Annotated in this window: 27 protein-coding genes; 8 read left to right on the top strand and 19 right to left on the bottom strand. The window is 38.2% G+C overall.

The window, feature by feature from the left end; genetic code table 11:
- Positions 1–40: 40 nt before the first annotated feature.
- From M2419_RS07120 to M2419_RS07065, 12 genes are all read right to left on the bottom strand, one after another.
- On the bottom strand, positions 41–652 hold the full coding sequence (locus tag M2419_RS07120) for a hypothetical protein (RefSeq protein ID WP_259254628.1): 612 nt from the start codon (positions 650–652) through the stop codon (positions 41–43).
- Between the two features lie 19 nt (positions 653–671).
- Positions 672–806 (bottom strand): hypothetical protein, encoded by a 135-nt coding sequence (locus M2419_RS07115; RefSeq protein WP_259254627.1) that lies wholly within the window; start codon positions 804–806, stop codon positions 672–674.
- Between the two features lie 81 nt (positions 807–887).
- Entirely contained in the window at positions 888–1,556 is a 669-nt protein-coding gene (locus M2419_RS07110; RefSeq protein WP_259254626.1) for a hypothetical protein, read from the bottom strand.
- The gene (locus tag M2419_RS07105) at positions 1,553–2,023 is read right to left on the bottom strand and encodes an RNase H family protein (protein WP_259254625.1); all 471 of its coding nucleotides are present in this window, start codon (positions 2,021–2,023) and stop codon (positions 1,553–1,555) included. Before M2419_RS07105 ends, M2419_RS07110 begins: the two co-directional genes overlap by 4 nt.
- A 3-nt stretch (positions 2,024–2,026) precedes the next feature.
- A complete protein-coding gene (locus M2419_RS07100; RefSeq protein WP_201638597.1) occupies positions 2,027–2,263 on the bottom strand; it encodes a hypothetical protein in 237 nt (78 codons plus the stop codon).
- 31 nt (positions 2,264–2,294) lie between these two features.
- Positions 2,295–3,509: a hypothetical protein gene (locus M2419_RS07095; protein ID WP_259254624.1), complete on the bottom strand. Its 1,215-nt coding sequence runs from the start codon at positions 3,507–3,509 to the stop codon at positions 2,295–2,297.
- On the bottom strand, positions 3,509–3,781 hold the full coding sequence (locus M2419_RS07090) for a hypothetical protein (protein WP_259254623.1): 273 nt from the start codon (positions 3,779–3,781) through the stop codon (positions 3,509–3,511). Before M2419_RS07090 ends, M2419_RS07095 begins: the two co-directional genes overlap by 1 nt.
- Before the next feature lie 72 nt (positions 3,782–3,853).
- Positions 3,854–4,870, bottom strand: coding sequence for a recombinase RecT (locus M2419_RS07085; protein ID WP_259254621.1), 1,017 nt, complete (start codon positions 4,868–4,870; stop codon positions 3,854–3,856).
- A gap of 11 nt (positions 4,871–4,881) precedes the next feature.
- The gene (locus M2419_RS07080; protein ID WP_259254620.1) at positions 4,882–5,151 is read right to left on the bottom strand and encodes a hypothetical protein; all 270 of its coding nucleotides are present in this window, start codon (positions 5,149–5,151) and stop codon (positions 4,882–4,884) included.
- A complete protein-coding gene (locus tag M2419_RS07075; RefSeq protein ID WP_259254619.1) occupies positions 5,138–5,290 on the bottom strand; it encodes a hypothetical protein in 153 nt (50 codons plus the stop codon). The genes M2419_RS07080 and M2419_RS07075 overlap by 14 nt, the downstream gene beginning before the upstream one ends.
- Positions 5,287–5,589, bottom strand: a complete 303-nt coding sequence (locus M2419_RS07070) for a hypothetical protein (RefSeq protein ID WP_259254618.1) — start codon at positions 5,587–5,589, stop codon at positions 5,287–5,289. The genes M2419_RS07075 and M2419_RS07070 overlap by 4 nt, the downstream gene beginning before the upstream one ends.
- Positions 5,590–5,641: 52 nt before the next feature.
- Positions 5,642–5,857, bottom strand: a complete 216-nt coding sequence (locus M2419_RS07065; RefSeq protein WP_259254617.1) for a hypothetical protein — start codon at positions 5,855–5,857, stop codon at positions 5,642–5,644.
- Between the two features lie 109 nt (positions 5,858–5,966).
- On the opposite strand from M2419_RS07065, the gene M2419_RS07060 reads away from it, so the two are divergent.
- Together M2419_RS07060 and M2419_RS07055 are read left to right on the top strand one after the other, a co-directional pair.
- Complete coding sequence (locus M2419_RS07060) at positions 5,967–6,755, top strand: XRE family transcriptional regulator (RefSeq protein ID WP_259254616.1); 789 nt, start codon at positions 5,967–5,969, stop codon at positions 6,753–6,755.
- Between the two features lie 145 nt (positions 6,756–6,900).
- Entirely contained in the window at positions 6,901–7,269 is a 369-nt protein-coding gene (locus M2419_RS07055) for a helix-turn-helix domain-containing protein (RefSeq protein ID WP_201638587.1), read from the top strand.
- Between the two features lie 583 nt (positions 7,270–7,852).
- On the opposite strand, the gene M2419_RS07050 is transcribed toward M2419_RS07055, so the two are convergent.
- On the bottom strand, positions 7,853–8,161 hold the full coding sequence (locus M2419_RS07050; RefSeq protein ID WP_182331875.1) for a hypothetical protein: 309 nt from the start codon (positions 8,159–8,161) through the stop codon (positions 7,853–7,855).
- Positions 8,162–8,173: 12 nt separating this feature from the next.
- Between M2419_RS07050 and M2419_RS07045 the strand changes: the two genes are divergently transcribed.
- The gene (locus tag M2419_RS07045) at positions 8,174–9,661 is read left to right on the top strand and encodes a RagB/SusD family nutrient uptake outer membrane protein (protein ID WP_259254612.1); all 1,488 of its coding nucleotides are present in this window, start codon (positions 8,174–8,176) and stop codon (positions 9,659–9,661) included.
- 151 nt (positions 9,662–9,812) lie between these two features.
- Here M2419_RS07045 and M2419_RS07040 read toward each other — a convergent pair whose 3' ends face one another.
- Complete coding sequence (locus M2419_RS07040) at positions 9,813–10,787, bottom strand: zinc-binding dehydrogenase (RefSeq protein WP_259254611.1); 975 nt, start codon at positions 10,785–10,787, stop codon at positions 9,813–9,815.
- A gap of 63 nt (positions 10,788–10,850) precedes the next feature.
- Positions 10,851–11,429, bottom strand: a complete 579-nt coding sequence (locus tag M2419_RS07035) for a Crp/Fnr family transcriptional regulator (protein ID WP_159726450.1) — start codon at positions 11,427–11,429, stop codon at positions 10,851–10,853.
- Positions 11,430–12,114: 685 nt separating this feature from the next.
- Between M2419_RS07035 and M2419_RS07030 the strand changes: the two genes are divergently transcribed.
- Positions 12,115–13,002 carry an MBL fold metallo-hydrolase gene (locus M2419_RS07030; protein ID WP_259254609.1) on the top strand — a complete coding sequence of 296 codons (888 nt, stop codon included), beginning with the start codon at positions 12,115–12,117 and terminating at the stop codon, positions 13,000–13,002.
- Positions 13,003–13,145: 143 nt separating this feature from the next.
- On the opposite strand, the gene M2419_RS07025 is transcribed toward M2419_RS07030, so the two are convergent.
- From M2419_RS07025 to M2419_RS07010, 4 genes are all read right to left on the bottom strand, one after another.
- Positions 13,146–13,577 carry a helix-turn-helix domain-containing protein gene (locus M2419_RS07025; protein ID WP_159726446.1) on the bottom strand — a complete coding sequence of 144 codons (432 nt, stop codon included), beginning with the start codon at positions 13,575–13,577 and terminating at the stop codon, positions 13,146–13,148.
- Between the two features lie 238 nt (positions 13,578–13,815).
- The gene (locus tag M2419_RS07020) at positions 13,816–14,013 is read right to left on the bottom strand and encodes a hypothetical protein (RefSeq protein WP_182331868.1); all 198 of its coding nucleotides are present in this window, start codon (positions 14,011–14,013) and stop codon (positions 13,816–13,818) included.
- A 422-nt stretch (positions 14,014–14,435) separates the two neighbouring features.
- Positions 14,436–16,220, bottom strand: coding sequence for a DUF885 family protein (locus M2419_RS07015; RefSeq protein WP_159726442.1), 1,785 nt, complete (start codon positions 16,218–16,220; stop codon positions 14,436–14,438).
- Positions 16,221–16,330: 110 nt separating this feature from the next.
- Positions 16,331–17,143: an AraC family transcriptional regulator gene (locus tag M2419_RS07010; RefSeq protein WP_227550082.1), complete on the bottom strand. Its 813-nt coding sequence runs from the start codon at positions 17,141–17,143 to the stop codon at positions 16,331–16,333.
- A gap of 281 nt (positions 17,144–17,424) precedes the next feature.
- Between M2419_RS07010 and M2419_RS07005 the strand changes: the two genes are divergently transcribed.
- From M2419_RS07005 to M2419_RS06990, 4 genes are all read left to right on the top strand, one after another.
- Entirely contained in the window at positions 17,425–18,285 is an 861-nt protein-coding gene (locus M2419_RS07005; protein ID WP_259254607.1) for an SH3 domain-containing protein, read from the top strand.
- Positions 18,286–18,332: 47 nt separating this feature from the next.
- Complete coding sequence (locus tag M2419_RS07000) at positions 18,333–20,711, top strand: hypothetical protein (protein ID WP_182331863.1); 2,379 nt, start codon at positions 18,333–18,335, stop codon at positions 20,709–20,711.
- Between the two features lie 597 nt (positions 20,712–21,308).
- Positions 21,309–22,142, top strand: coding sequence for a DUF3347 domain-containing protein (locus M2419_RS06995; protein WP_182331859.1), 834 nt, complete (start codon positions 21,309–21,311; stop codon positions 22,140–22,142).
- 177 nt (positions 22,143–22,319) lie between these two features.
- Positions 22,320–23,252 carry a TIGR01777 family oxidoreductase gene (locus M2419_RS06990; protein WP_182331858.1) on the top strand — a complete coding sequence of 311 codons (933 nt, stop codon included), beginning with the start codon at positions 22,320–22,322 and terminating at the stop codon, positions 23,250–23,252.
- Positions 23,253–23,284 lie beyond the last annotated feature (32 nt).

Genomic DNA, 23,284 nt, shown 5'->3' with positions numbered 1-23,284 from the left:
CCCGATTTGCTTTTATGCTCTTTTATGAAGTAGGTTGCCATTATTCGAACTCTTCACCTTCATTCTCCGATCGCTCCTTTTCTTCCTGTTCGAACATATCCAGTTGAGCAGTTGGAGCCATTTTCCCCTCGACATACAATAAGGCTTCCTCATTGCAATGGTTTATCATTCCACGAAGCTCAAAAGCATGCTCATAGGTCTCTTCATTCTCGCCACCTTCATATTTAGTGAATTGCGAATTAAGATTTTGAGGACCATATTTGCCATAACGTGTGCCAGTAAGTGTAACACCCTCGCTAATTCCAGACCCTCCGATTGCATACGAATTGACCTTGTATCTATCAAGCGATTCTAAATCACTATCTAATTCGTAATACTCTTTGTCTTGAGCTTCAACCTGGTCACAAAGGATTGCCAAATGTGGCCGCAAATATTCAAGAGCGGACTCCATGTCCTCGTGAACAATATTCTTTCCTATCCTAGTATATTCGGCCTGGACTGTTTTAGATACTTCTTCACCATCTATGATTTCGATGATAGTAACAGTTTCCTCAAAAGAGACATCAAGTGTTTTATCCTTTTTAAGCTTTGCTTTGGTCACTTTTCGTGAAACGTTCACCTTAGCGTTTTCAATTGTCTTTGTTAATCTCATTATCAACGATTTTAAGTTATTAATCTTTCCTGAATCGCTTTAGATATTCATGCTGTGCATGCGATACATCCATCGTGTCAACTTTTAATAGACGAGCGATTTTATACACATCCTTATTTGGATATTTTTTAAGTGCCTTGATTATTGCCTCCATTTTTCTTTTTCTTTTTGTCGCTTAGGTAATCGACATAGATTACCACCAGTAGCGAAATGATTATTATTGTTGTATTAGCCATTATGCTGCAAAATTGTCTACGTAGAGCCAGTATTTAAATCCAAGCTCTTGATATTGTGCTTTACCGTAGTTATAAAGCTTATCACCTCGAGTGATTGGTATCTTGAATAATTGTTGATTTACTTTGCTGATTCCAATAAGCATGTCACGATCTGTTCCCTCGATATCCATGTACCAGGCGCGAGATCGGAAATAATCAAAATGATCACATGCTTGCTCGAATTCCTTTTGAGTCTTGGCCATTGTGCTTTTAATATCTCCGCCCATATTCCATTTACGAACAAGAAGATCCCATTTACAACGTACACCTGCAGATAGCTGAAATTCAAATTCATTGTGGACGATTGGAAAATCGTGGCTTACTGAAATGCTTTGAAAATCCGCTTGCTCGTTCATCATCTTGCAAAAGCTGTCTTTCATGTAAGACTTTTTCATTTCCTTAGCCAATTCGAAATCTGCTGCGGTAAATCGGTAGTCCTTATATTGTCCATCAACTGTAAGCGAATAATAATCTACTTTCTCCGGTTCAGTGATCATGCAGTCAAGCAAGGTACCGAAAGCATAAGCATACTGTTTATCCCCAAACGTTGGCTTTGGATAAAGCAATTCTTTAAGGCTTGACAAATCGGAATTGCTGACTTCTTTACGGTTGTAGTATGGATCAATCATTTCTTATTCAAATTATTAATAGAGTACTTGAATTCTTTCATCACTCGCTTAGCCTCCCTATCACACCAGTCATTAACATAGCTACGTTTATCACGAGTGCCGTTGTGAGCTTTGACATGCCGATATATTACTTCATCAAACTTCCCGAACAATGTTGTATTAATAAGTGCAATTGCTTTTTCGATGTGCTTATTTCTATGCTTGCGAAATGTTCTAATCAAATTTGCCCCCTGCACACTATCCGTATTCACAATAAGACGTCGACATTTAAATGAATTCTTTACTAAGAAGTGAACGGCATTAGCAATACATAACACCTCTGCGGTAGTTGATCCGTTCAAGTTGCCTTTGAGCATACCGCTTTTCTTTATTGGTCCAATTTCTGTAGAAATCCAAAAGGCATAGGCGGCTCTCTTAGTTTGATAACAATAGCTTATATCGGTTGTTATCGTAATATTCCTGAACATAAATCAATCTCTTAGAAAGCCTAACAATTCTTGGATATAGGTATCATTCTTGCCTTGTAAAATGATCTTTCCAGACTTCATAACATTGATAATGGTACCAGTACCAGTACGGATTTGCCAACCTCCAGATATCTCTTTTTCTAGGGTTATAAAGTAATTACGGCTTTGCAAAATGCTCTTAACAATTGCAATTGTTGTCTGAAAGTAAACTGCAACGGCTGTATTATTTAATGTTTTCATTTGATTAGTTTTAGAGGGGGAATTAACCCCCTTATTTCGTTACTACAGCCTTAATATCTTCGACATATCGAATCGACGGATGATCAAGCATTTCACCATTCTTGTTAGCAATCTTCTCAATCTCTTTTTTCATTTGGTTCAGAGACTTCTTACCAAGATCTTCGATGTTCATATTGATCCCAATCTTTTCGTAGTATAGCATGAAAACATATCCCCACCCTGCGACATCTGCGACCTCAATAACGTAGCTTTTTTTAACTTTTGCGGTATCATTGATCTCGGCAATTTGAGCGGTTGTATCGAAAAGAGTTTGAGCATTATTCATAGCTTTTTCAGCTTCAATTTTAGCTTTAGCCTGCTTTTCAGCCTCTTCTTGCTCAAGCTTTAATTTAGCCTTTGCCAGGCGTTCGCGTTCAGCTTGTTGAGCCTTGATTTGTTCAGCTTCTGCGGCACTCGCTTTTGCCAGGCGCTCAAGCTCTTTCTTTTTGCTTGGTAGTTCGTCAATAGCAGCTTGCTTATCGACCTCCATATTTTCACGGAAATTAGCAGAAAGCTCGTCATAAAGTTTAACGCGTGTAGCTATAATAATACGCTCGAGTTCAACGCTATCTAAGTAAGCTGGAAATACATTTGGAGTGATCTCATTGAATTTATCGCGCGGATAATCAACAGCTATACCTTTGATCTTCTCGGATTTCTCAGCAAAGTTTTCTAGGGTCATTGAAGAAAGAATCTTCGCAACACCTGTACGAAATTGAAGTAATTTTTCGCTGTAGATAGAGCGTATTTGATTCTCAACATCAGCAGTGATCTGAATACGCTCTTTTTCAACATTTTGTTTACGCAAAATCTCCGCTTCTTTTGCTTTACGCTCTTTCTCTTTTTGTGCTGCAAAGATATTTCTATGCTTTTGAAGCTGGGAAAATAGACTGTCAGGTTTCGAAGAATCTAAAGGATTTTCAAGATCAGTAAACTCGCGAGATATACGCGTCAATAGCTGCGTAATTGGCGTTCTACGTTCGTTATTTTTTACTAAAGCTTGCTTTGCCTTTACTTGCCATTCATTAATTTTTGAATCCAGTTCATCAGTCATCCCCTCTGCCTCTACGGTATCTAAGAGGAACTGTGCGGCTTTTTGTGCGGATTGTGAAAGTTTCGTGTTTTGAGCGAGGATATCACCTGCTTGCATCAAAGTCGAAGATACCTCCTCGAACTTTATTAAACCATTGTTTTCAGCTGTTTGCATTATACACGCCCCCCCATCAATTGAGCTAGCATCGCTAGTGGGTTATTTTGCAATATATCTTGCATCTTCTGCATAGCATGCACCATGAAAGCAAATTCGTTTGCAGTTTCAGACACAGAAAGAAACGATTCATATACCTTCGAAATACTATCTTCTTTGACATGTTTCTTGACTTCAAGAATTAATTCTTCCGCTCGTTCCTGCGCAACCCCTAAAGCATCTATTAGCTTTTCAGAATCGTGGTTTATTGGTTTTAAATCTAATTTCTTCATTTTGTTTATAATTTAAGATTGTGAATAGATAAATTTTAAGTTGAAAAAGTCGCTATATATTCAACTGAATTGTTAAAAACTGAAATCAGGATCGTCGTCGTCGGCTATAATTGTAGTTTCAACAACTTCTGTGGCCTGTGCTTCATTTGATAGTGCTTGAGTAAATTCGTCCTGATCGTCTGCACCTGGTACTTCTACGTGATCGATATCCTCTGTAAATTCAGACACGTCGAAACCTTGACGAACAGCGATCTCACCCTCTGGGACAAAGTTTTCAGGCAGTTTCTGATCGGATATAACTCTTGGAAGCAATTTGAAGGCATGTTTAAGGATCTTCCCTTCAAAGAACTTCTTATCGATCTGTCCTGATTTAGTTGATACCTTTTCCTTGTTAGCACCTTGACCTTTGTATGAAACGGTATAGCCGTACAAGGTATTAGCATGACCTTTATTCTTTTTAGCAGACGCTTTTCCCCACGATTCGATATCGGTGTGATCGTAAGTTTTGTATTCTTTGGTACCGTCGGGGTATTCTAGGAGAATAAAACCATTTGTAATTAGTGAATTTTCATTACGTTGACCTCTCTCCCACTCAACCCATCTACGGCCAGTTTCTTTGTGATCAAATTCGCGATAGGTATCACAATCGTAAACAACTGTCGGATTTCCCACATGCTTAACTTGTCCAGTCTCTACACGGATCTTTTTCTCACCATACGGGGACGGTTGCGCAACACATTCTTTGATCCATACATCACGGCCTTCTACTTGCACTTTACGGTTGCCAGGAATAAGATAGACATCAGCTTGTGCGCCTCCATCGAGGGATAATTTCCAGCCTCCACATTGCATTAGAGCTGTAAAGAGAGATAAAGGTGTACAGGCTTTTAGATCATCGTTTTCAGAGATACGCTTAGCAAAGTTGTCTTTTTCGCGCTCGTAAAAAGCTACAGCTTGTTCATCCGAAACCCGGTACATTGATTTGAATTTTTGAACAAAATGTTCTCCAATCACTTTATCAGTAGCTACGGCTACAGGCGATAATGCTTTAATGTATTTCGCTGTTAGTTCTAAAGATTGATTTGACATTTTCTAGTATTTTAAATTGAATAATATATTTTTTGATCTTGGTCATCGTCGATGATCTTTTGCTCTTCGATCTCGATCAATGTATTTTTTATATAAGCCCGCCAGGCGTAAAACTTGGCCGTCTCTTGTACAGTCTTAAACTTTTTTCGAACACTGGACTGTTCACGTTTTGGCTTCGGCATACGACGTACAATTTGCCTATAAACAGTTTTTAAAAGAGACAAAAAGACGATCATATCAACTATGAGCATTGCAAGTACTGGCATATTAAATTGCAACATTTCTTCTTTTGGTTTTAAATTTCAAATTGTGATTTTGGATAAATTCCGCTTTAAAAGCCTCAATATCCATTCGTTTTTTTTCGGCTGCTGAATTGATAGGTTTTACCACTTCAGCACCATTTACGTAGGCTACTTTCATAGACTGACATTTGACTGTTTTCGCTGCGTAAAAATTGACTTGTCATACTGAAACGACTTATCAATTACCTGTACCCGTTTGGACCAAATTGCTTTTGGATCAAATTGTACTTCTGCATTAGGATATCGCAACAGTGTTTTGCTTTTCCAATTCTCAAATGCAGCCTCATTGTTAACAGTTGTACACTGATCGCTTGAGTTCGGTAAATAATAGTCACCAAATGATACATGACTTAAATTTTGGACAATGTCCGAGAACGTCAGATTTTGTAATCTGATAGAATTTTCTAAATTTGTCATAACTTTTAAAAATCAATTTTTGGCCTGGTGTTCGAGCACTGGGCTTTTTTATTTAAACTTCTAACAACTCCTCGTTTGTTAGCTTTAATTCTTTCCTAAGCACTACTAATGTGCATTCTAGCGTTAAATTTCGGCTATTAGAATTGAGATATCGCTGAACGGTAGGATAACTCTTTTCTAGCGCAATAGCGATTTTATTTTTTAGAACATTATCACTTTTTATCGCTTCAAGAACACTTTCACGCAGTTTTATTCCTCTTTGTGGCATATTTATTGTTATTTTTGCTCTCAAATATGATAACAAAATTAATATCACTTTGCGATATTTCAAAATATTTAGAGATATTTTTTATCGCATTTTTATCAAAAACCTTTAAATGATTGAAAATCAAGACAATAAAATTAGTGATAGAATAAAAGAAGCTAGGAAGCTTTTAAAGCTAAATCAAAAGACTTTTGCTGCTCAGATGGGGTACGGTCAATCGATTATTTCCGAGATAGAGAAAGGCACAAAGAATATAACCGAGCGATTTTTAATATCACTTTGTGATAAGTACAACATTAGAATGGATTGGCTGCTCACTGGCGAATTACCCATTTTTAACCCTGAAAAGGAGAATAATGGAAAAGCAATAAGTGACATCTTCCGAGTTGATGAAGAAATATCACACAATAAATACATTGAAATTGGTGACGGAACAATGTTAATGTTAACTCCTCTTGTTGAGGAATACGCATATGCGGGATATTTAGCCGGATATCGTGACAGAGAATATATAGAAGAATTACCGACGCATCCAATTTTTGTGAATAAGTACCATAAAGGAAATTACCAATCGTTCCAGGCTGTTGGGGACAGCATGACAAGTTTAGATCCGAATCTAGTTGAATATAATATCTATCACGGCAATATTGTAACTGGCCGTGAAATAATCCGAGTGCATTGGCAATCACGTTTACACACCCATACTTTCCTTGATTATGTTATAGTACATAAGGATGGGATTCTAATAAAGAGGGTGATACACCATGACGTAGAAAAGGGCATCCTTACTCTGCATTCCTTAAATGAAAATAAGCAGATGTACCCAGACTTTCACGTAAAGCTGGATGACGTTTACCAAATATTTTCCATAGTGGAAGTCAGCCAAAAGCGAAAAAGATAAAACTTAATGTCAGGCAAAAAGAAAAAGTCCGATTTCGCCAGTAGCGGAATATCAGTGATATCCTTTAAGATTAAAAAGGAAATAACGCAAGAAGATTTAACCAAAGATTTGATAAAAGAAGTAGGTAATAAGATTAATGTTAAAAATGACAAAGGAAGAGAATCAAATAACTGAAGAAGCAAGACGCTTCAAGGCTTTTCGAGAAGCCGAAAATTTGACCCAGGAAGAGTTCGGGGCATTACTAGGGAAAACCAAATCCCATATTAACAAAATTGAAAAGGGTGTTACTGGTGTTCAGTTGAAGGACGTTAAAATGCTCCATGAAAAGAAAGCCATGTCTTATGAGTGGTTTTACCATGGAAAAGGAAAAAGGCTTTTTACCAAAGAGGATCTGAATACTTTCGAATTCACTATGGATCTTCGAAACAAAATTGATCTCTTGGTCCAAAAGGTAGCCGAGCAAGATCGCGTGATAAAGAAACTGGTACGTGATTTTTACGATAAAACTAAATAGATTTCCCTGACAATTTACGGACAAAATGAGTAAAAATTCGGCAAAAATTGACCCTTACCAAAACATTAAACACCTGATTATCAATAATGGTAAAAGCGAGAAGGAATCGTACCGCGGGTTCGAATCCCGCCTCTTCCGCCAAGACAAAAAGGCTTTCTGATTTCTCAGAAAGCCTTTTTTTTGTTTTTGGAGCACTAGCTGCACCAAGTATAAATTTCTACAGAAAGCGGTTCATGAGGACAAGGCAGTTCAAGAACGCGCGGCTCGTCAGGGACGACATAAATTACCTTTGCCAGGAGATTACTACACAAGAAACCTTTTTATTCGTACCTGCTTCGTACCTGCTTCGGATCATCAACAGATATTGTACAAATGCTGTACAGATGTTGACCAGTCTCTGACCAGGAAAAGCCTGTTCCATACTTAGTCAACATTCGCATCCCGACTGTCCGTCTCCGAATAAGGCACGAAGCAGGTACGAAGCAGACATGCAGATTATGTCCGTTTATAACGAGTTGTCTTATAATGAAATAGGTTTACTTATACCGAACAGATTACTATATAGATTACATTCTATTTTTTTCTACTGGATATAGTTGTCATTGTCTGTTTTCTTACTATTATCCGTTGTCCGTTCCCTGCCCACAGTTTCCCTGGTTTTACTGCGGGACTTTTTTAACTCAGCGTTACGTCTTTGAAACACTTTGGGAGTTTTCTGGTTCTGCCATTCCAGATGTGCCTGTTGGGGCGACATCATATTGCAGGACATATGTGGTCTAAAATAATTGTATATATTGACTGCTTTGACCAGCTGTGCAAGTGCCGTTTTATAGGTAACTAATGCATAACCAAGTTGATTGGGCGACGTGAGTCTGAGGCGTTCATCGTTCACTTTTAGGCAGATTTGATCAATACAGGGAATCTACCTGCCACCATCAAAAGCAATGTCAGTGCAAATCAATATGATACGGGCAGTATGGTACGCCCTACACTTGTCGCAGCACGTGCATTGCGTGCTAAGCTCTGGGTATACGCTTCTTCCAAGCTTTTTAACGGTGGATTTACAGAAAGTTTAGCCATTGTCAATCCCGATGGGAGTCGTTTATTTCCAGACTATAATCCACAAAAGATACAAACCGCAAAACAACGTTTAGAAGAATTTTTGGACTATGCGCATGGTCTCGGGCACAAATTACATATCGAGTATTATCCGGCCGATCCTGCTAACCCCGGCGTGCAGGAGATCAATCGCAATGAATCTATTTATCAACTATTTCAAAAGTACAATGATGAAATTATTTGGGCAACGGGATACAACGATTATAGCAATCCCAATAATCAGGAGCGCCGCTCTAATCCTGTAGATCTCTACGCAAGCCCCACTAATTTTGCTAACGTAGGCATCTCACAGGAGTCTGTAGACGCATTTTTTATGAGCAATGGAAAGACGATTTATGATGCCGGATCGAATTACAAAGAAAATGGATTCACGACAGTCAATAACCCTACCCATGTCAATAATCATGCGGATCAAAACATTTTCAATATGTATGCCAACCGGGAGCCGCGGTTTTATGCTACAGTGGGCTACAATGGAAAAAGTTGGCATATTCATGCAAATGAGCATAATAATCCAAATGGTATATACTATCAATGGGGCGGTCGCGGCAAACCTTCGGGAATCGCCGGTGGCGAGAATTGGCCAAGAGCAGGGTATTTACTATATAAATTTAAAAACAGACGTATCGCACAAGGAATTAGTTCCATTAACGTCGCCGGTGCACCAGGTACTCCATTCACCGTTTACACTTCCTGGGCACGACCTTCTATTTTGTTCCGTTTAGCCGATTTCTACTTGTATTACGCAGAAGTCCTCAACGAAATTAACCCCAACGATCCAAAAATTATCGAATATATAGACAAAGTAAGGCAACGCGCCGGGATACCGGGCTATGCAGAAATGGAAGCAAGCGGTATTAAAACCGGTGTTATCGGTAATAAAGCCGGACAGTTTAAAGCGATTGTTCAAGAAAGACATGTTGAATTATTAGGCGAAGGACAGCGCTGGTTTGACATGCGCCGATGGATGATCTGTGACCCTGTAAGCGCAAATCAACCAGACAAAGGCGGAGTTGATGGTGATATGACACGTATGACCGGAATGAATATGAACGGTTTTGACAATGTGCAACAAACTTACGGTCAGAATACCACAACAGTAAAACCTTTAGGTGACCCCGATTCTTTCTACAAACGGACATCCATAGAAAACCGGCGGTGGGTAAAAGAGTATTATTGGTATCCTGTTCCCCAAGATGAAATCAATAAAAGCAAGGGCCGTTTACTCGTTCAGAACCCCTTATGGCCTGTGGTTATTGGAGCGACGCAGTAAACAATTATAGAAAACCGAGATATATTACCATATATTTCAATCAACTGTTGTCTTTACCATCAAAGGAGCTTATCAGTCAACTTTGATGGTAAAGACAACATAAAAAATTAAACACCCAAAGGCCAAAATCAATAGTTAACGACTGCATTTTTCAGATTAAAACAACTAAGCGTTTGCCTCCATCGATATTCATTTCCCAAGCGTTTTCAATGTTTTTAAGTGGAATATTTACCGTTTCGATTTCTAATTTTCCGTCAGCAGCAAGCTGAAACATTTCGGGAAGTATTTCGGTAATCAATAACTTTATTTCTTCCGGTCTCCAGGTACCTAAACCCGAGCCTGAAAGCTGAATATCTGTACTGCGTAAAATGGAAGATGACAACGTAATTGAATCGCTCATCATTCCGCCAACAGTAACGTAACGCGTATGGTGCGAAAATCCGCCATTGCCTTTTAATGCCGATAAGATCAGCTCTGCACTTTTTCCCCACAAGTAATCAATGACCACGTCAATTGGATTTTGCTGCTGCAAGGTTTTTAGTCGTGTAATAAACGCTTCATCGTCTTGTTTCAACGAAATGATCTCATCTGCACCTAATGATAATAATTCGTTTAAAGACTGTTCGTTTCTTCCTGTCGCTATCACCTTTTTTGCACCGTAATGTTTGGCAATTTGCACAGCAATTTTGCCGGTAACACCTGTCGCACCGTTAATAAGTACGGTTTCACCTTTTTGCAACCCCGCTCTGAAACGTAATGCCAAAGCTGAGCCCATCACTGCATTTGGTAAAGCTGCTGCTGTTGCATCGTCAATATTTTCGGGTAGTCTTACCGTACGTTTTTTTTCAACAACGGCTTTTTCGGCGATCATTCCACTAACGCCAATTCCGTAAACACGTGTACCGTCTGCTAGTACCCCAACTCCATCTCCACCGACCACTTTTGCTGCAAACACTTCGTCTTGTGTAGAATAATGTTTTCCACTTGCCTGCATCCGGTCAAGGTTTTTCACGGCAGATGCTTTCACCGAAATCAATAATTCGTTTTCATTTTGCACTATTGGCTCGGCAAAGTTTGCTACATATTTTGGCATTTCGCCTTTTTTCAATACTACTGCTGCTTTCATTTTGTCTAAATTTTATGCAGCAAAATTAAAAACCGATACTTCAGCAGGCGATAACATTTGTTATTAAATCCGCTTTTTTGCCAATATACTTTTTATCCGACTTAAATGGACCGAAGAAATCCCGAGATAAGAAGCGATATAATGTTGCGGAACACGTTTTATAATTTCGGGTCTTTCTTTTAGCAAATTAATATAGCGTTCCTGCGGCGTATTTTTGACCATTGAGAAAAAATAATTCATATAATCGAATGTCCGTTCAAAAATTTTGTCTATAAGCATATCCCGTAACTGTGGAATTTCTTTAATTTCTTCGATTATCCTGTTTAGGTCGGTTTTGTGTACCCACCACAAAACGCTTGGTTCGATGGTTTCTATATTGGTCTGGCTTGGAATATTTTTCCGGAAGCTTTCAATGGAGCCAACAGTTTCATTTTCAAAAAAAAATTGGGAAGTAATATCTTTACTATCATTATTGAACCAAGCACGAATCCCCCCCTTTTCAATCAGAAACATTTTTTTGGAAACTTCGCCTTCGTTCAAAAGTATGGTTTTGGCAGGAACTTCAATGCGATGGAAGCAATCTATATATTCGTTCCATTTATCGTCATCAAGTTGGAATTTATTTCTGAATTGTTCAAACATTTACTTGTCGTACTTGCACTGTCGATATATAAAATAGCTCTCTTTCACTTCTACTAACTTACAAAAAATTACGGTAGTGAAAGAAAAGGGCGGAGTAATATGAATCTATATTATTTTTCTCTCAACTGATAGCAGCAATCCAATCATTTAGGTACAAAAAAATGGTTCGACAAATTGCCGAACCAAACTAATCACATTTTTTCTACCCAATTTCCTGTTTCATCAAATTATCTACAGGTAAAGTTCAATAGCCATTTAAACTTTCCGAAATTTACCCAACAACCAAATTGGGCATATTCGATAAACTAGGATTTGGGTAACCGTATGAAAAAAACCTATCCCTCAAATCAAAAATAAAGCTTTGTTAATTGTCTTTTATTAACATAATTATTCCATCACTTTCTTTTTTTATAACATTCACAACATCTCTAATCTAAAACATGGAATAGTTATTTGTAGACAGATCAACTTCTTCCCTAACTTTCCACAACAATGGCCACATCACGCCCGGCCAAAATCAAAAACGTATTTAACACTAAGTTTTCATGAAAGTAGTAGTATTCAGCTTAATGCTAATCCTGAGCCAACAGCTTCTTGACACAAATATTTTATTGATTTATTACATTGTGTTTGATTTTCATCACTCTATTAGCTTGTTACAAGCCGTTTTTCCAACTTTGGCAATATGAAACAGCTTAAAAGAACAGGCCATGTCCAAATTCCCTTCGGCACGCTCGAACTTGTACTCCTGACAGATGGTTATTTTACACTAGAAACATTACAGCCTACCCTTGCCCCAAAAATACCCTCTCAACTAGTCGAAATGGAACTGCAAAGGCTTTCACTTTCAACAAAGGACTATCAAGCGCCTATTATCGTTATGTTGATCAAACAACAGGATCGATATATACTCATTGATACTGGTGAGGGACATTATGACACTGACAATGCCGGAAATTTAAAAGAAAGTCTGCTTTTAGCAGATATTGACCGCAATAAGATCACAGATATTCTCATTACGCACGCACATCGGGACCATATCGGTGGTATATTAGATGTCGATGGTTCACCCAATTATCCAAACGCAACATACTACATGGCTAAACCCGAATTTGAATTTTGGATGTCAGATCATCCTGATTTTTCGAAGAGCGAAAATCCTGAAATCGGTCAATCTAACATCGATTTAATACGAAAAACACTTCTAGGTATTGAGGTCAAATTGCAGCTATTTGAACCGGGCGACCAACTCTTTTCCTGCATTCATACAGAATCAGCAGCTGGGCATACCCCAGGACATATCATCTATACAATAAAATCCGACAATAGCGCAATTACAAATCTCGTTGATCTAATACATTCACCTATCCTAGTTTCCCAGCCTCATTGGGGAACCCAATGGGATATTGATTTCAATTGTGCTGTGGATACACGGATAAAAATACTTGATCGCTGTTATCGAGAACAAACACTTGTGGTCGCATCTCATATGCCTTGGCCAGGGATAGGCTTCATAGGTCGAAAAAACAAGTGTAAAGAATTGGAGTGGATTCCTAAAAACATCATTGACTAAAATGTCTTTTCCAAAAAAACACGCAGCAGATTGCGCTACTTCACATAGCGCAGTATGCACGTTTGCAATTAAAAGTCCATTAGCTGTAAGGCTCAGCCCCAGCTCGTTTTGGCAGATGTATACTATATTTTTTACTTCAACCGCTATTCTTCAACCTCTTGCATTCCAGAATGCTCCAAAAACTGACGTGGCGATAATCCATTATGCCTTTTAAAATAATTGGAAAAACCCGCCAGATCATTGAAATTAAGATCTACAGCAACTTGCTTGATCGATTTGTCTGTACTCAGCAATTCAGACATAATGACATTAACAACTTCTTTCGCGATAAAAGCATTGGCATTCATATCGAGGTGCTTCCTGCAGAAAACATTCAGGTAATTTGCAGAAACCCCCAATTTATCCGCATAATATTTTACCGAACGATGCTCTCGACAGAATGCTAAAAGTAACAACGAAAAACGTTTGAGAAGAGGTTCAAGTTTACCTTTTTTCTTGGGTTTCAGTTTTCCCAAAACTTCTCGGTTGAACATTAATGCTATAATCCTGAATTTTGAAAAAATAATCTCCTTCATCCCCTGCTTGAACGCAAGCTCTCGATCAATCCCCTAAACTCTCTCAACATCTCTTGAAAAATCCGAGTCGAAAGGTTCATCACAGGATTCTTTTTACAATATTCAATCGGATAAATAAAGAAATTCTCAAATGCCTTAAAAAGTCGCCCGGAAACAAATACGGTATGTGATTTCGTTCCTGCCCAAATATCCCAATTATGAAGCTGGCCAGGAAAGACTATGTGTAACTGCTTACAGTTTATTTCATAAGCAACCCCATCGATAGTATGCGTGCCACCACCTCTTTCAAACAACAAAAACGAAAAAAATCAAGTCCGATAGGCTCTTTTCTATACATCTGCCGCTCAGTCTTGAAATATAGAATCTCTTCTTTTGTCCCCCTCAATTCCTGAAAATATTCAAAATGCTCTATTTCATAATTTTTGTTTTTCATCATATCCAATTATTTGCAACAAATGACGTTATTTGCAACAAATGACGCCATCCATACGATTCTAGGGAATCTGTCCCATATGTGTGAGAAAATTTATCAATTCTCCCTCAACAGAAAATAATATCGAATTAAAATAACATTGAATTTATCGATTCTCAAAACGTAAGCAGCAAAATGAATGATTTGATAAAGCATATAGATGAATTTTATAAACGATTTTTCATTTCACCTACTACCAAGAAGAAATGATTGCATTAAAACAGGCCCCTATTCACAAAAAATAGATTAGTAATGCAGCACTCTTCCCACTGATATACTTGTTGAACAAATAGCTCTTTTTATCCCTAATAACAGCGACATGCCTAAGGTCATAAAATGTTGTTTGTGGACCAATGAGAAGATCAAACCAGATAATATTCCAAATTTTAATTGGAAATTTTTGTATTCCAGTCATCCAGGAAATTTTCAAGAACATCCAATGGCAAACAACCATATTTTAACACTGCGGCATGAAAAGCCTGAAAACTAAATTTCTCGCCCTGTAAGTTTTGGCATTTTTTTATCAATTCTTTGATTTTTAGCTCCCCGATTTTATAAGAAAGTGCTTGTCCTGGCCAAGCCATATATCTTTCAACTTCTGCCTTTGCGATATTTTCGCTTATTGATTCATGATCCATCATATATACAATTGCCTGTTGTTCAGTCAGCCTTCCGGTATGAATACCAACATCAATTACTAAACGTATTGCACGGTGGATCTCATTATTTAGCGCACCCATCTTTTGATATGGATCTGTATAGCATCCCAATTGTTCACCCAAGGATTCGCAATACAGCGCCCAACCTTCCATGTAAGCATATAGGGCATTTTGTTGTTGGAAAGTAGGAAGTTCGCTATACTCCTGCTGTAATGCAATCTGATAGTGATGCCCAGGTATTGCCTCATGTATAAATGTGCATTCTAGGCCATAAAAAACTGTATTTATCTTAGTCGGGTCAGGTATCGGAACGAAAAAAGTGCCAGCTCTCTTCTCTTTTAAGTTTCCCTTAATATAATAAGGACCTCCTTGTGACGCCTCTTGGTAAGGATCTACGCGTTTTATAACAAATTTCGTTTTGGGCTCCACTAAAAACATATCTTTTAAATGAGGCTGAATCTTATTATATATTTTTTGATAGGCGTCTAGCACCTGTTCTGGGGTTTTAAATGGTCTAAACCTTTGATCTGTGCGCAAAAATCTAAAATAATCTTTTAAAGACCCCTTAAAACCATTGAGAACCATATTTTGTTCCATTTCATGGGTTATACGGTCCACCTCTTTAAGCCCGATCTGATAAATCTGGTCGGGACTAAGTGTAGAGCTGGTCGTATATAACTTGATGTAGTATTGGTACATTTTATCCCCGTCAGGAAGACTATTTAAGCCCGATTGTAAAGATGCAAAAGGCATATAATCGTATTGTAAATAACTTGCTAACTTCGCATAGGAATTCAAGACATAGTTCGGTATAACTTCGTTATATAGCATTGTCAATTTTTTCCTTTCCTCATGGGAAAAGTTTTCCGGAAATTGTTGCAATGGCCTGTAAAAAGCACTTTTTAAAGTATCTCTTTCACCGAGCGCGATCAATTGTGGAATCATGCGGCCAACCAGAGACCTTGGTAGAACGACTCCCGCTTTCTTCCCTTTCTCGAAATTTGCGATAGCAGTATCTGCCCAGGCCTTAAAAGAGATCATCCTTTTAGACCAATTTGTATAATCTTCAATGGTATGAAATGGCTGGGGACCATTGGTCGAACCAAATAGCGCAAGGTCTGTTGGAACCGAAGCTATAAACTGATTAAAAGGAATATATTCAAAATGCATAGAGAGCCCCTCTAATCCCGTTTTTAACGTATAATCCAATACATCATAGGAAATACGATCTGCCTCTGTCAAGTTTTTCCTATCGAATTGCTGTAATTCGTTTAAACATGACTGATAGAAATTTTTCTTAGCGGCTAAAAAATCAAAAGAACCCTCATTCTGAAGCAAGTCATCGTAGACATGAATACCATCCGCTGTTGCTTGGAGCGGATTGAAATAGCATTCTTTTTCATAGTATTTTTCAAATAGCCTATGTAAAGCACTTAAATGCTGTCCCATAGATTTGCTCGAGTACAAGATAGAGGAGAGCAACAATACAGTTGTTAAAATTTTATTTTTCATTGGAATTAAAGCTTTAATCATAAATAATCCATCTGGACCATTTTCCTTATGATCAAAGTTAAAATCAACACGCTAGACAAAATTGTACCCAATTAGCCTCAACCTTTTTTCTACATCCGTTGATACTGACTCGGCGTGATCCCCATAAACCTTTTGTAGGTTTTAATAAAATGAGCTTGATCAGCAAAGCCACAATTGAATGCGATTTCTGTGAGTGATTGCTTCTTCGATCTGATCATAGGTAATGCCTTTTCAATTTTAATCCGCCGAAGATAATCTCCAATTGTACAACCAAAATATTGAGGAAAATATCGAGAGATGGTAACGGGATGCAAATTCATCTCTTCAGAAATATAACTTAACGATAATGGAATATTCCAATGATCATACAAAAAATCTTTGATCCGGAAAATCCACGCTGGCCCCATACACTTGATGGTAGTGGTACATGTCAAAAGCAGGATGGAAAGTTGCTCCATTGCCAATATGCTTTGTTGGTCGTCTAAATAATGTTCCCCCATAATCCTTACTAAACCGCTTGTGCCCCATTGAATACCATGCGAGAACATGCAAGATTCATCTGGTACATTTAAATCATATTTAGTTAGAAAATCTTCGGTAAATTCAAGATTGAAGATTCTTGTCCCTTTTATATAACCAATATTCTGGTGGATAATACCGGGATAATAATATAGAGAAGTACCCTGTTGCTGCCGATTTTTCTCATTCTGCCTGATTTCAACACTTCCACCATTCAAAATATGTGAAAAATGTGGATTCTGATGACAATGCCAATCAGAGATAATACCAGCCTCGTAATAAATATCAGAAGTAATGATACCAGCAAAAGAACTTTGGCTAACTTCATTCCCAATATACTTGCCAGCTTCTAATACGAGCAGCTTATTGTTTTCATTTTCCACAGCTTTCCCCCTATTTTAAATGTACTTTCATATTTCCGAAATGATAAATATAATTAAAATTCATGTTCTAAAATGATCGACCCGATTAGCCCTATCACTTATCTAAAGATCCCAACATACTTTCTCTCGAACGAAAGTCCAGCCTTTTTATTTTACAACTTCCTCCCGAGCTATTTCTTCTTTTGGGGACATTCTACAAAAAATACCTGAAACCAGTGATAAGGGTTATGGACCAATTCGTCTATTTTTGCAGGAAAGGAGAGTGAAAAATGAGAAAACTAATGGGATGCTATTTAATCATCTTGGTCATCGGACCATTTTGTTCAAAGGCGCAGGAAAATTTAAAATTTGACGATAATTTCAACCTATGGAACATACAAAAGGGTCAGTCGGCAACTGTTTTTGCCACAAAAGCTTATGTGCGTGCTCAACCAAGTCTTAAGGCAGCAATCGTAGATTCTTTATCGGTAGGAAATGTCGTTACGATCACCAGCGCGCCTTTCAAAGGAAATACGCTGAAAAATTTTTATGCTCCTTGGTATGAGATAAGTTATTCCGACGGTAGCAGTAAAAAAAATGGTTTTATTTGGCTCGGACTATTAGCGCTCGGAAAACAAACCGCTTCGGACGGCTCGCAATATATTTACGGTTTTGAACGTTTTACCAAAAGTATCAACGAACAGGAACAGGATCATTTTTCAACAGTGGTAAAACTTCTCGACACAAACGGAAATTTTCTAGCTGAACACACCTTCCCTTTCGCCTATTCAGAACAAACCTTCTCTCAGAGTAAATTGCTGCCGGCAATGGGGCTGCAAAATGTCAAACAAATCATCCGCATCGAATTTCTGGGTGAAGCCTGTGGTATACCTTCTGAGTACAACTATGTGGCCTGGACAGGACAACGACTTGTGGATCTTCCTAGCCGGTATTCGGTGAGTGATGCTGGTGTGTTCTATTACGATGAAAAGATTCTTTTCCCTTCCGAACACGGAAAAAATAATCAGCTTATCTATAAATACATCGAAGAGGGAGAAGCTATTGACGACGATGCAGAAAATCCGAATTTCAAGATCACAAAAAAAAGTGAAGAATTTCTATGGAACGGTAATAGCTTTGAAAAGCTTCCAACGGCTAAATAGTATTTTCCACAGATTTTAACATACTGGATACATATAAAAATTAATAAATGGAAGAAAAGAATATATATGATTTGTTCTACAGCGGACAACTAGACTTATTTATCATTGAAGGAGAAAACCAACTGCGACAAAACGATCAAGATGTTACGCTTTGGACACACCTAGCCATCGCCTATCATGATCAGGCATTCTATGAAGGCCACGAAGCTATTTTCGATGTTATTCAGGAAAAAATGATCCCCTATTTTCAAAAAGCATTGGCCATCGAACCTGATAATGAAACGACCCTATATCATATACTGAATTATGTTTTGGACAATCAAGCGACATTAGCACAAATTGGTCGTCCAAAATTTCATATTACTGAAGGCAATAAAGGTCTATTCATCGAATACGCAAAAAAACTAATCGCTTCCCCAAATATGTCCGGATATGGGCACAACTATTTAACCAATATCTACGAAGGGCTCCAGGACGATACAGCGATGCTTCCAGTTTTGGAGGCGAGCATTGATTTCGTTAAAGAAACATTCAAGAATGAACGGGAAACCTTGGATCATAATTTTTCCATCTTTTGGATAAAGAAAATATACCTGCTTGACCGTACCAAACAGATCAATGAGTCTAATATTTTAGCTTTAATGGAAGCTGATTTTAAGCATTTCATCAGCAGCAATGAAATGAATTATGTGGATCTCGCTGAAATTGCTTACGAAAATAAAGCAATCGACCTAGCACTGCAAATTTTACTTAAGCTTATCAAAGGGGAAAACTCAGCCGTGCATATCCATCAGGAGTTGGTCAAATGGCATACTCGTTTTGAGGAATTGATTGCCGAGGGGTATGAGCACCCTGAGGTCTTCTACTATCAGCTTATCATTGAGCGCAATTACTCAGAAGAAATCGGAATCCCGCTTGACTATTATTATCTCCATGCACTCAAATTGGTCGATGCCTATCCTGATTCTTATGTCGGTTACCATTTTGCGGCAGCCTATCTCTATGACGAGGGACAGTATGCCGCGGCTATTCCGCATCTAACAATGGTAGGTGAGCGAAAATGGAATGCAACATCCTGGCGACGCCTAGTTGAATGCACCTTTATAGCTAATGGAACAGTTTACGATCAGGTTCCTACTTTCCATGACCTTCCCCGTGAATGTTATAATGAAGCTGTCGCGCTATCTGATTTTATTCACTCTCAGGACAACTTAACCACAGTTGATCAATCTGCACTACAATTGCTCGTCCTCGAACTTTATCGTCAAGCCTACGACGCTTTCAAGGAGTATTTTGAACAGAATAAATATGAAAGTGACTACTTTGGGGGCTCCCACAACAGAGCCATGAATTGTAATAATCTAGCCTTAGCGTATAAGGCAGCGGGAGAACTGGAAATCTGTTATGCTATCGCAACCGAAGGGTTAAGCTATTCCGACTTTGAAGAACTTCATTTCACCCGAGCCGATGCCTTGTCAGCATTGGAAGATTACGTACGTCTGGAGGAGGTACTTCAACAATACTTTGACACCTATCAGATCTCGCTGGAAGCCACCCTGGAGCAGCAAGCATTTACCTCCGAAGAAGATGAAGAAGCCGAAGATACGGAGTCTGTTATATTTCCTCCCTGTTACCGCATGCTTATGCATCAAATCGATGTTGAATACCAGCTAGGGCGTTCAACAAATATTCAATCCCGGGCCCAACAGCTCCTCGAGTTTATTTACAAATTCTATATTGATCATCCCAATTTAGACGACTACCAGTATCGTGATTTTGAGGCATCAAAGAATGGGATCGAACATATTATCTATCAGATGATCGAACACGATAATTTGGCACAACGTATCTCCTATTACGAACAGATGGCTAAACAATACCCACACGAAGCGCAGCCTCAATATGTCTTAATGCAACTATATAATGAAAAGAGCAATTACAAGTCCATGAACCTCGCTGCACAGAAATACCTTAAAAATAAACCGGAATTTATCATCGATAATTTCGATAAAGCAAAGACACTCTATCTCATTGTTAAAAGCCATTACTATCTTACGGAATTTAGCGCAGGTATAGAAATATTCCAAACGTATGAAAACTGGGTACAGTCAGTCATGGAGCCTAATGATTATGTCCTTTGGTTAAAATTTGGAATTGAACTTTTCGCCGAAAACGGAGATATAAATGAAGTAAATAAATACGTCAATGTTTTCAACGGTATTTATCAGCAATGTGATTGGGGCTACGACGATGATGTCGAATCGGTTAAATTAGCAGAGGCATATGCAAACTATAAAACAGGGAATCTGAAAAAAGCACACAATTTGCTTGATGAAGTGCTCGCCTATTCGGATCATTCTCCTTTAGCTGATGAATATAAACGTACCTGGAAAAAGCCCGGCTTTTTTTCGGGTTTTAAGTTTTAAGTATTTCTTTGCTTTCCGAAAAAAGAATTCCAAACGTCGCTCCATGTTATCTGGTCCTCCCAAACTCAAATAACATGGAGCGTATAAAAAGTCCATAATGCCAAAAAAAGTTAAAAGTGGAAGCAAATTCTACCCAAAACAACTATATTTGAGCTGATATGGCACTTAAGCAACTTATACTACTATTTTTAACCTTCGGTTTCCTTTTAAGTGCACCCGACGCTTTTGCCTGCCATAAAATGAATGCACACAGTAGTCACACACAAGGTAATACTACCACTGACAAAAAGAACCATTGTTGTTCAAAATTTAAATCTTTCAAAAAAAAGGCTTTCTGTAAACATCACAAACCATGTAAAAATTGCAATTGTCAATGCACGTATAGTGGTACATTTTTGGCAATTTCCAATCCCCTTGAACAAGGTCATGAACTTTGCGGTATAGCAATCAAAAAAAATTATAAACCCATAGCGCCAACATTTATTTCTGAGGGATATTTTTGTCCTTGGGTTCCGCCAAAAATAAGTTAATCCATACATTGATCATTTATCAATCATTTTTGATTACTTATTTTTATTTACTCTTTCATCCAATCATATGAAAATCAAACATTATATCATAACAGGGGCTTTTGTACTATCCTCTTTAACAAACTATGCACAAAACAACACCGTGAACACCAATGTTAAAATTGCTGGAAACTGCGGTATGTGTAAAAAAACAATAGAAAATGCAGGAGCCTCCGCTCAGGCTAAAGTTGAATGGAACGAAGACAACCAAACAGCGACAATAGCCTATGACGGAAAGAAAACTTCCTTAGATGCTGTATTGAAAAGTATCGCAGGAGCAGGCTATGACAATGAAAAATACCTTGCCGCGGAAGATACTTATGCTAAACTACATGCTTGCTGCCAATACGAAAGAAATTTAGCTCCTCCAGCTTCAGATAGCCCACAAGACGAAAGCATTGAGCCGGTAGCTTCAGTAGATAACATCAGCAACGCAAGCAATTTTCAAAAGATCTATGACCAATACTTTCTGCTTAAAGATGCACTTGTAGCTGCGGATAGTAAACAAGCTGCAGGCCTAGCAAACGATCTTACCGATGCAATCGCTAAAATACAAACTGCTGATCTAACGAAAGCGGAACAGGACATCTGGAAAACCAAAACAACATCACTCAAAGCGACAGTGAAGAGCCTACAACAGGCAAAGGATATCAGTAAACAACGAGAAGCCTTCGCGCTATTGTCAGAAGATATCTATAGTTTGTCCAAAAACTCAAAACCATCTTCTTCTGTTTATTATCAAAAGTGTCCGATGTTCAACAAAGGTAAAGGTGCGACTTGGTTAAGCCGTCATAAAGAAATCAAAAATCCCTACTACGGTGCACAGATGCTGACATGTGGCAGCACAATTCAAGCGCTTTAACGAATAACGTCGCTTAATCGACTCTTAAAAGGTTTATCTCCCCATGAGATAAACCTTTTTTTTGTAATTGCTGCCGCAATGGTGGATTTTTATAAACCAAAATAGTATATTTAGTATCAGCAGAAATTGGTTTGCTTAAATAACAACAGGCGTATATTATAAAACAAGGTTCAATTCATGGAAAAAGTAATTATTACAGGTGGTGCTGGAGCTATAGGTCTTCATTTAACAAAGCTATTGGTTGCCAATTTCTATGAAGTTATTATTTTTACCAGAAATCCGAAGTCTCATCCCATACAAAACAATATCCGATATGTACATTGGGATCCCAGTAAACAGGAGATTGATGTCAAATCAATTCAGGAAGCCGACTATATCATCAACCTGGCGGGGGCAAACCTCAATTCGAAACGCTGGACAAAATCATATCAACAAGAAATTATTGCTAGCAGGGTAGAAAGTGGGCAACTGCTCTATCAAAGTCTAAAACAAATACCAAATCAAGTAAAAGCAGTCATATCGGCCTCCGCTATAGGTTGGTATGGAACAGACGATCAATACCAAAAGAAACCTTTTGAAGAAGGTGATCCACAAGGCGGAAATTTCCTCGCCTGGGTATGTAACCTCTGGGAAGGAAGCGTGAAACCTATCGAAACATTGGGAAAAAGACTCATTGTCTTCCGTTTTGGAGTAGTTATCAGCAAGGATCAAGGTTTACTCAAAGAAATTAACCGTTTCCTACCCTTTCGTTCAATTCCGGTATTAGGCTCTGGAAAACAGATACTCAGTTGGATCCATATGGATGATCTCTGTCGGATGCTGCTCTTTGGCATACAAAATGATACCATAGCCGGAATTTATAATGCCTGTTCATCCGAACCGCTTCCCCTCGCGGAGTTTGCAAAAAGAATAGCCAAACGTAAATACGGTCCATTCTATATTCCCCTACCCGTCCCCTCTTTTTTGATCAAATTTATGCTTGGAAAAAAAGGACAGGAAATGGTGCTCAATGGCACTTGGGTAAGCAACAAAAAGATAGTACATGAAAAATTCCCTTTTAAATATCCCCTTTTGGACAATAATTGTATAGATAATTTACATATTGATTAATTGTTAATTCGCGTTAATTTCTGCCCTTTTTG

Source organism: Sphingobacterium sp. BIGb0116 (genome assembly GCF_024808035.1).
Classification (GTDB): domain Bacteria; phylum Bacteroidota; class Bacteroidia; order Sphingobacteriales; family Sphingobacteriaceae; genus Sphingobacterium; species Sphingobacterium paramultivorum.
Note: the sequence above shows the minus strand (reverse complement) of the source record. Positions and strands in the feature narration are given on the sequence as shown.

Bases quoted from the DNA above. Each gene is read 5' to 3' on its own strand.
- M2419_RS07065 (WP_259254617.1), bottom strand. From the start codon at position 5,857: ATGCCACAAAGAGGAATAAAACTGCGTGAAAGTGTTCTTGAAGCGATA.
- M2419_RS07055 (WP_201638587.1), top strand. From the start codon at position 6,901: ATGACAAAGGAAGAGAATCAAATAACTGAAGAAGCAAGACGCTTCAAG.
- M2419_RS07110 (WP_259254626.1), bottom strand. From the start codon at position 1,556: ATGATTGATCCATACTACAACCGTAAAGAAGTCAGCAATTCCGATTTG.
- M2419_RS07085 (WP_259254621.1), bottom strand. From the start codon at position 4,870: ATGTCAAATCAATCTTTAGAACTAACAGCGAAATACATTAAAGCATTA.
- M2419_RS07060 (WP_259254616.1), top strand. From the start codon at position 5,967: ATGATTGAAAATCAAGACAATAAAATTAGTGATAGAATAAAAGAAGCT.
- M2419_RS07020 (WP_182331868.1), bottom strand. From the start codon at position 14,013: ATGATGAAAAACAAAAATTATGAAATAGAGCATTTTGAATATTTTCAG.
- M2419_RS07015 (WP_159726442.1), bottom strand. From the start codon at position 16,220: ATGAAAAATAAAATTTTAACAACTGTATTGTTGCTCTCCTCTATCTTG.
- M2419_RS07120 (WP_259254628.1), bottom strand. From the start codon at position 652: ATGAGATTAACAAAGACAATTGAAAACGCTAAGGTGAACGTTTCACGA.
- M2419_RS07095 (WP_259254624.1), bottom strand. From the start codon at position 3,509: ATGCAAACAGCTGAAAACAATGGTTTAATAAAGTTCGAGGAGGTATCT.
- M2419_RS07100 (WP_201638597.1), bottom strand. From the start codon at position 2,263: ATGAAAACATTAAATAATACAGCCGTTGCAGTTTACTTTCAGACAACA.
- M2419_RS07115 (WP_259254627.1), bottom strand. From the start codon at position 806: ATGGAGGCAATAATCAAGGCACTTAAAAAATATCCAAATAAGGATGTG.
- M2419_RS07005 (WP_259254607.1), top strand. From the start codon at position 17,425: ATGGGATGCTATTTAATCATCTTGGTCATCGGACCATTTTGTTCAAAG.
- M2419_RS06990 (WP_182331858.1), top strand. From the start codon at position 22,320: ATGGAAAAAGTAATTATTACAGGTGGTGCTGGAGCTATAGGTCTTCAT.
- M2419_RS07090 (WP_259254623.1), bottom strand. From the start codon at position 3,781: ATGAAGAAATTAGATTTAAAACCAATAAACCACGATTCTGAAAAGCTA.
- M2419_RS07025 (WP_159726446.1), bottom strand. From the start codon at position 13,577: ATGAAGGAGATTATTTTTTCAAAATTCAGGATTATAGCATTAATGTTC.
- M2419_RS07105 (WP_259254625.1), bottom strand. From the start codon at position 2,023: ATGTTCAGGAATATTACGATAACAACCGATATAAGCTATTGTTATCAA.
- M2419_RS07030 (WP_259254609.1), top strand. From the start codon at position 12,115: ATGAAACAGCTTAAAAGAACAGGCCATGTCCAAATTCCCTTCGGCACG.
- M2419_RS07040 (WP_259254611.1), bottom strand. From the start codon at position 10,787: ATGAAAGCAGCAGTAGTATTGAAAAAAGGCGAAATGCCAAAATATGTA.
- M2419_RS07035 (WP_159726450.1), bottom strand. From the start codon at position 11,429: ATGTTTGAACAATTCAGAAATAAATTCCAACTTGATGACGATAAATGG.
- M2419_RS07080 (WP_259254620.1), bottom strand. From the start codon at position 5,151: ATGTTGCAATTTAATATGCCAGTACTTGCAATGCTCATAGTTGATATG.
- M2419_RS07000 (WP_182331863.1), top strand. From the start codon at position 18,333: ATGGAAGAAAAGAATATATATGATTTGTTCTACAGCGGACAACTAGAC.
- M2419_RS07070 (WP_259254618.1), bottom strand. From the start codon at position 5,589: ATGACAAATTTAGAAAATTCTATCAGATTACAAAATCTGACGTTCTCG.
- M2419_RS06995 (WP_182331859.1), top strand. From the start codon at position 21,309: ATGAAAATCAAACATTATATCATAACAGGGGCTTTTGTACTATCCTCT.
- M2419_RS07075 (WP_259254619.1), bottom strand. From the start codon at position 5,290: ATGAAAGTAGCCTACGTAAATGGTGCTGAAGTGGTAAAACCTATCAAT.